At 70.6% G+C, this 1,573-nt stretch carries 2 protein-coding genes; one reads left to right on the top strand and one right to left on the bottom strand.

Annotated elements, in window-relative coordinates; all coding sequences use genetic code 11:
- Positions 1 to 308: 308 nt before the first annotated feature.
- Positions 309 to 770: a GatB/YqeY domain-containing protein gene (locus tag BFF77_RS28000; protein WP_066955227.1), complete on the bottom strand. Its 462-nt coding sequence runs from the start codon at positions 768 to 770 to the stop codon at positions 309 to 311.
- Between the two features lie 77 nt (positions 771 to 847).
- Between BFF77_RS28000 and BFF77_RS27995 the strand changes: the two genes are divergently transcribed.
- The coding region (locus tag BFF77_RS27995) for a metallophosphoesterase (protein ID WP_066955224.1) at positions 848 to 1,573 on the top strand (726 nt) is incomplete at its 3' end.

The raw sequence follows: 1,573 nt of genomic DNA, 5'->3' as shown, positions 1-1,573 counted from the left end.
CTGGTCGGCCGGGGCCTTCGTACGCGTCGGGGAGGGCCTCGGTGCGGAGCACGCGTCCGAGGTGGGCCCGGGCGTCGAGCCGCGGGGTCAGGCCGCGGGCCTCGGGCGTCGGACTCAGGCGTCGGGCCCCGGACGTCGAGCTCAGGACGTCGGGCCCCGGACGTCGAGCTCAGGCGCTTCGGAGGCCGAAGGCGCCTCGTACACCTTCGGACACCGCAAACGCCTCGGACACCATCAGATGCCCCGAACGCCCCCGACGCGCCTTGAACACCTCAGATGTCCCAGATGTCCCAGATACCTCGGACGCCTCAGAGAAGGGACTGCTTGACGAGGGCGGCGACGCGACCGCCCTCGGCGCGGCCCGCGACCTTGGGGTTCACGATCTTCATCACGGCACCCATCGCGCGCGGGCCCTCGGCTCCGGCCGCCTTCGCCTCCTCGACGGCCTGGGCGACGATGGCGACCAGTTCCTCGTCGGTGAGCTGCTTGGGCAGGTACGCATCAAGGAGCACGCCCTCGGCCCGCTCCCGCTCGGCCTGCTCCGGGCGCCCTCCCTGGGTGAAGGCCTCCGCCGCCTCACGGCGCTTCTTCGCCTCCTTGGCGATCACCTTCTGCACCTCGTCGTCGGAGAGCTCGCGCGCCGTGGTGCCCGAGACCTCCTCCTTGGTGATCGCGGAGAGCGTCAGCCGGAGCGTGGCGGAGCGCAGCTCGTCGCGCGCCCTGATGGCCTCGATGAGGTCTTCCTTCAGCTTGGACTTAAGGCTGGTCATGGGGGCAAGTGTCGCAGGTGCACCGTCATGGCCGCCCACGGATTACGCGCCGGTACGGTGTCTGCGACGATGGGCGCATGCGCGCACGTTACGGAGTACCCCTGGGAATCGCGGCGGTCGGAGCGGCCGGCCTCGCCTACGCCGCCGGCTTCGAAGCCCGTTCGTTCCGACTGCGGCGGATCTCCGTCCCGGTACTGCCGCGGGGCATGCGTGATCTTCGGGTACTCCAGGTCTCCGACATCCACATGGTGGGCGGACAGCGCAAGAAGCAGCGGTGGCTCCAGTCGCTGGCGGGGCTGCGGCCCGACTTCGTCGTGAACACGGGCGACAACCTCTCGGACCCGGAGGGCGTACCGGAGGTGCTGGACGCCCTGGGCCCGCTGATGGAGTTCCCGGGCGTCTATGTCTTCGGCTCGAACGACTACTACGGCCCGAAGCTCCGTAACCCGGCCCGTTACCTCTTCGAGAAGGCCCAGGGGCGCCACGGTCTGAACGGCAACGCCCCGGCCGTCTCCGCGGTGCACAACCCGTGGGAGCCGATGCGCGACGCCTTCGACGCGGCGGGCTGGGTGGGCCTCAACAACACGCGTGGCCGGCTCAAGATCGACGGCCAGGAAATCGCCTTCACGGGCGTGGACGACCCGCACATCAAGCGGGACAGGTACGAGCGGGTCGCGGGCGGCCCCGAGCCGGACGCGGACCTCTCGATCGGCGTGGTGCACGCTCCGTATCTCCGCTCCCTGGACGCCTTCACCGCCGACGGCTACCCCCTGATCCTGGCGGGCCACACCCACGGCGGCCAG

Source organism: Streptomyces lushanensis, from assembly GCF_001700515.1.
GTDB lineage: Bacteria > Actinomycetota > Actinomycetes > Streptomycetales > Streptomycetaceae > Streptomyces > Streptomyces lushanensis.
The sequence above is the reverse complement of the archived record's forward strand: the minus strand, read 5'-3'. Positions and strand labels throughout refer to the sequence as shown.

Bases quoted from the DNA above. Each gene is read 5' to 3' on its own strand.
- BFF77_RS28000 (WP_066955227.1), bottom strand. From the start codon at position 770: ATGACCAGCCTTAAGTCCAAGCTGAAGGAAGACCTCATCGAGGCCATC.